Here is a 1,341-nt window from a genome sequence, read left to right as displayed (position 1 = left end):
CCTTCTTCCCACTTATGACCAGCAGTCCATAAAGCAGAATCTGAACCTGAACCTGCGATGTCATATCTGGCTGAAACCTTGTCGCCAGCTTTTAATGTTACAGAGGCACTATCCCTCAACCAACCAAAATCGTTACCCATTATCTTATCAGGAACAGCAGCAACAGGACTACCATTTACAAGAACAAATCTAGTTACATCTGCCTTGTTTCCTGAACTTTTAACATGAGCTGAGAAAGTATAAACTCCGTCTTTAGGTGCAGTAAATGTTTTATTAATACCGACCCATTGACCGGTTCTTTTCTTAACGGTTAGACCTTGATATGTTCCGTCATTTACCGAAACATCTGAATGTTCCCAATCTCCACTAAAGTCTTTAGTACCGTCCAACAAGTTCAAGTTTGGATAAACTGTCGTAAATCTATCTTTTCCATCTGCGCTATACGCAAAGGCTACGTGGTTAGCCCCGTCGGGCACACTAGGGTTTGTCGGTTACAGCGACACCCGTAGAAACATCTTTATAACCTTCAGCGGAGAATGTAGCGATATAAACGCCAGGAGCAAGCTCGTTATTTGTCGCAACATTTCCTTCTACATCTTTAATTACTGATGTTACTTTTACATCGTGACCTTTAGAATCTTTCAAAGTAGCTGGCAAGGCAATTGTTCCGTCATTATGCCCTTTAGTTCTCGTTTGAACGTTCGCAAGAGTTGGAGCTACTAATGTAACCTCACCAGCTAGAACTGTGTCAGGTTGCATGATGAACAGTCCGCTTTCCATTTTATTAACAAAATCTTTTGCTTGTTCTCCCCAAATTTCGTACTCAATAGCAGGGACTTTTTTATTTCCATTCAAATAAATATCTGAATCAGTCGCTTGTACTGCCAAAGTCCATTGGATAGGGTCTACGCCGTCTACTGAATCTGTTTCTGATTCTTTTGTTGCTTCTGCTGTTGGTCTCAAATTTGGATAAACGACTACACGGTAACCGTCAATAAACTCTCCTGTAACTTTATCACGCTTGCGACCTTTAATAAGGTACTGAACACATTTCGTTTTCCAATCACCAGTAGGAGACCAACCCAAGCCATTTGCTGTTCTTTGTTGACCTAAAATGTCTTCTTTAAGCGCTTGGTCTGTTTGAATGAATACCATTTCGCCTTGAAGTAAGGTAGCTCCTTTTTTCACTCCATGGTCTGGTACGTCATCGGCTGGATAGCTATTAGTTTCCGCTTGGTCTTCCATTTCGCCAACTGATACTAAACCAGTTACGATTTTATGGTTAGTGAACTCTGGTTTTCCGCTACTTCCCTTGGCCATATCAGCTACGATTAGAGCTTC

At 41.5% G+C, this 1,341-nt stretch carries 1 protein-coding gene and 1 pseudogene; both read right to left on the bottom strand.

Translation table 11 applies throughout. The annotated features are described in order from the left end of the window. Positions 1–476, bottom strand: a pseudogene (locus EII37_RS10665) (complement C1q domain-containing protein); the annotation flags it as partial. A 1-nt stretch (position 477) separates the two neighbouring features. Next, positions 478–1,341, bottom strand: an 864-nt coding sequence (locus tag EII37_RS10660) for a phage tail tube protein (RefSeq protein ID WP_124788555.1), incomplete at its 5' end; no start/stop codon positions are given.

The organism is Streptococcus sp. OH4692_COT-348 (assembly GCF_003859975.1).
Classification (GTDB): Bacteria; Bacillota; Bacilli; order Lactobacillales; family Streptococcaceae; genus Streptococcus.
The sequence above is the reverse complement of the archived record's forward strand: the minus strand, read 5'-3'. Positions and strand labels throughout refer to the sequence as shown.